The sequence below is a fragment of the Chamaesiphon sp. OTE_75_metabat_556 genome (assembly GCF_031378165.1).
Taxonomy (GTDB): domain Bacteria; phylum Cyanobacteriota; class Cyanobacteriia; order Cyanobacteriales; family Chamaesiphonaceae; genus Chamaesiphon.
This window is the reverse complement of sequence record NZ_JANNDR010000094.1, coordinates 1-3681: the sequence shown is the minus strand read 5'-3', so window position 1 is coordinate 3681 and position 3681 is coordinate 1. Positions and strand designations below refer to the sequence as shown.

Here is a 3681-nt window from a genome sequence, read left to right as displayed (position 1 = left end):
CGGACGGCCAGTTACCCAACAACGATTGTGCAACCGAGTCGGTGCGCTGTTGCGAGGTAGTTGTTGAATCTTGCGGTGGATTGCAAATCTTGCTTGGGGTGTAGCTGCACTCTTAAACTCTTCTAATAGAGCCGATCTTTTATCTGCATATTTTGCTACTAGTCGTTGGCGGTTCTTCTCCCGCTCGATCATGCCTTTCTTCGCCATGTGTCTAACTTTCTCGATATTACAATAAGCCGCAGCGGCTCTTGTGGATCTACGCAACCAATTAAGATCGCATATTACAAGAGTGCCAAACACTCTATTATAAAGCAAAATCAGCAATTTTGTCTATGACTGACTCATCTTGCTCAGATGGGCAGACGATCTGCACGCAAAATCTCTCCAGATCGATCGCGATCGCACATCCGAAGATTGCCGCAACTAGCCTGCGGACAATCGATCTGTGCGATTGCTGGCAAAATCATCTAGCGACTAAATAATTAGGCTATTTGGCGAGTTTCAATTGACGGCAGTTATCTCGATAATAGCTACAGTCATAACCTAGATCGTCAGACCTCTGGTCGGCGATCGCAACTTCATTTGTGAGGAGCAAATAATTAATTGGTTTTTATCGATTTTCGATCTGCTTTCGATCGATTACTGTGATAAGTTGGGTATGCTAAATCATAACCACACATTACTGCCTACTGGAACATTGATATATATGGTACACCCGATCTCTAGCTTGGTGTCCGAACAGATTTTAACCTTGACATCTGTAAGTAATTTCCAGCATTTCCAGCAGGCGGCAAAGCATGACCGATTCGGTTCGACCGACGCCATGAGAACGAAAGAATTGTCTTAAGTTTTAGCCTCACTCAAGCTCCGTAAGTACAAATACTCGTTGCAACTGGCTAACTGGGGAATTGACTAGCCAATAGTCAATTTCGCAAAAATAAATTTCACACAAGTTGAAACTTATTTAGCCAAAATCATTCATTACTCTTAAGTGAGTAATCGATAAACATTGCACCGATAAAATCGCTATTTTTCTTTCCGCAGTCTAAAAATTCTTGCTCTATTCGCAAGAGTTTTGACTGCGACAATTTTGCCTTTGAATAATTATCCAATCTTGTATTTTGAATTGGTAGAAAATGCGCACTCTCGCTCCAGAATTTAGCTATCCTACGCTGCAACATCCCGATCGCCATGTTTGGGATTTTTGGTATCATTTTGACCCAGATACAGAAATTTTCCATTTATTTTATCTAAATGCCGATCGGTCGTTGGTCGCTCAAGACCAACACCACTTGAGTTCGCAAGTAGGATATGCAACTACCAAGGATTTTTTGACCATTGAGTGGGTGAGCGATCGAGTATTGGGTGCAGATCCACACGGTTGGGATAATACCTCAATTTGGAGTGGAGATATTATTAAAGTTCAGGGTGGATTTTTGATGTTTTATACATCGAGAAATCAAGCGACAGATGATGGCATGACCCAAAATGTCGGCGTTGCTTTTACTCATCACATTCAAAGTTTCGATCGCTGGTTTCGGATTCCCAGCATTCGGATTCAACCTGATGCTCCGTACGAGCTGCATCACGTTCCTGAAGATCTAACAATTAATGCTTGGCGCGATCCCTTTTTATTCCGCCATGAGGAACAGATCTACATGTTGCTCTCAGCCAAAGATCCCAATCAGCAGGTGGGTAAAAAAGGTGCCGTCGCTCTGCTCAAAGCCAAAAATAATAGCTTTGAACATTGGGAATATTTACCCCCGATCTGTCAACCAGGCTTTTATGCCGAAATGGAAGTGCCCCAACTCTATCGCTCTGGAGTGGATGATTACGCGCTAGTCTACAGTACTTGGGCAAAATATGACTTTGCACCCACAACCGAGCAAAGTGGTGGTTTACAGGGTTTTCATTCATCTTCGCTGTTTAACTTTCCAGCAGCGGCTCCTGAGATCTTATTGCCAGAGACAGCCAACCTCTATGCTTGCCGCATTATTCCCGAACTAAATGGGGAGATTATCGGGTTTGACATCACCACTGGCGGCATCCGTCGCAGTGGGGTTCAAACTGGCTTACAGCATGTCGATCGCGACTTTAGTAGCTACTCGATCGACATGTAATTTTAGTTGGGAGTTGATAGTTGAAAGCGGCTCGATATATTCGAGCCGCTTTTGACTTAATATTATCTTTCCTAATAAGTAGATAGGTGGAATTAAATGTGAGATGCCAACCTTGTGCCCTCACCCCCAGCCCCTCTCCCAAACTTGGGAGAAGGGGGCTAAGATCGGCTCCCCTCTCCCAGTGTTGGGAGAAGGGGGTTGGGGGATGAGGGCGATTTCGTCATTGTCAGTTTAATTGCGCCTACCTACTTACCTAAAGCCTAAAACCTAAAGCCTAAACCATGGCGATCGATCGTTCCATTTCTGGTGTGTATTGCCCCATGCTGGCCGATCCGTTGATCTTGGCGCGCTGATAAAGGCGTTTTTGCGCTGCGGGGATATTGGCATCGTCGCCATGCCAATAATCGAGAGCGGGTTGTTGAATCGCGCGCGCGTATGAAAAGGTGACAGCCCACGGACATTGGGAGCCAAACTGCGTATGGATCGCATTGAGATGAGCAGTGGCATGTTCGTTGCTTTGTCCCCCAGAGAGAAAAGCGATGCCTGGTACTGAGGCGGGGACATTATCGCGTAGACACTGGACGGTCATTGCAGCCACCTGCTCGACAGATGCCTGGATGGGACACTTTTCACCAGCGAGTACCATGCTGGGTTTGAGAATCATTTTATCGAGTTCTACCCGATTCAATCTTAATTGCGCGAAGACAGCTTGTAGAGTGCGATCTGTTACTTCATAGCACCGCTCGATCGAATGCTGCCCGTCAATGAGCACTTCGGGTTCGACAATCGGGACTAGTCCCCCTGCTTGACACAGAGCGGCATAGCGGGCGAGGGCATGGGCATTAGCTACCAGACAAGTTTCACTGGGAATGTCTGTATCGATCGCGTCGCGTTCACTTTGTGAAATCGTAATTACCGCGCGCCACTTTGCAAAGCGGGCACCCATTTGATAGTATTCGGCAATGCGATCGCCCAATCCGTCTAAGCCTTCAGTTACTTTTTCACCAGGACAACCAGGGAGATCTTTGGCACCGAGATCGAGTTTAATGCCAGGGATAATTCCAGCGGTTTGCAGCAAGTTGACGAAGGGAATGCCAGCTTGCGAAGATTGGCGGATCGTCTCATCATACAAAATCGCCCCGCTAATAAAATTGGCTAAATTTGGGGTGGTAATAATTAATTCCCGATAGGCGCGCCGCCGCTCCACCGTCACGGGAATTCCCAACTTCTCAAACCGCCGCGCGCAGGTAGCATTACTTTCATCCATTGCCAAAATTCCTTTGCCAGGTGCAACCAATGCCTGGGCGGTGGCGATTAATTCCCGATCGGATGTATTCATCGGTCAGTCCTTATCACAGATAGGTATATCAATAGTCTAATCAGTTTTCCGACTGTGGTGGGATGGCGATGCGATCAACCAAGTAGCATCCAGATTGCCGATTTATAGCTCACCCTAGTTTGGGTGCCAATGATAAACTAAGTTATTCTAAGAATGAAATCTCACTACTTGAGATCGATACCTCGCCAACATCTCAAAAAATCTTACCTCTGACTTGTGAAC

General features: G+C 46.2%; 4 protein-coding genes. 2 read left to right on the top strand and 2 right to left on the bottom strand.

The genetic code is table 11. The features are described from left to right. Positions 1 to 207, bottom strand: a 207-nt coding sequence (gene rpsN / locus RMO27_RS04255; protein ID WP_309729430.1) for a 30S ribosomal protein S14, incomplete at its 3' end; no start/stop codon positions are given. Positions 208 to 332: 125 nt separating this feature from the next. Between rpsN and RMO27_RS04250 the strand changes: the two genes are divergently transcribed. Both RMO27_RS04250 and RMO27_RS04245 read left to right on the top strand, forming a co-directional pair. Next, positions 333 to 482, top strand: coding sequence for a hypothetical protein (locus tag RMO27_RS04250; RefSeq protein WP_309729428.1), 150 nt, complete (start codon positions 333 to 335; stop codon positions 480 to 482). Positions 483 to 1136: 654 nt separating this feature from the next. Then, a complete protein-coding gene (locus RMO27_RS04245) occupies positions 1137 to 2120 on the top strand; it encodes a beta-fructosidase (RefSeq protein WP_309729427.1) in 984 nt (327 codons plus the stop codon). A 274-nt stretch (positions 2121 to 2394) separates the two neighbouring features. On the opposite strand, the gene RMO27_RS04240 is transcribed toward RMO27_RS04245, so the two are convergent. After that, complete coding sequence (locus tag RMO27_RS04240; protein ID WP_309729424.1) at positions 2395 to 3459, bottom strand: class I fructose-bisphosphate aldolase; 1065 nt, start codon at positions 3457 to 3459, stop codon at positions 2395 to 2397. Positions 3460 to 3681 lie beyond the last annotated feature (222 nt).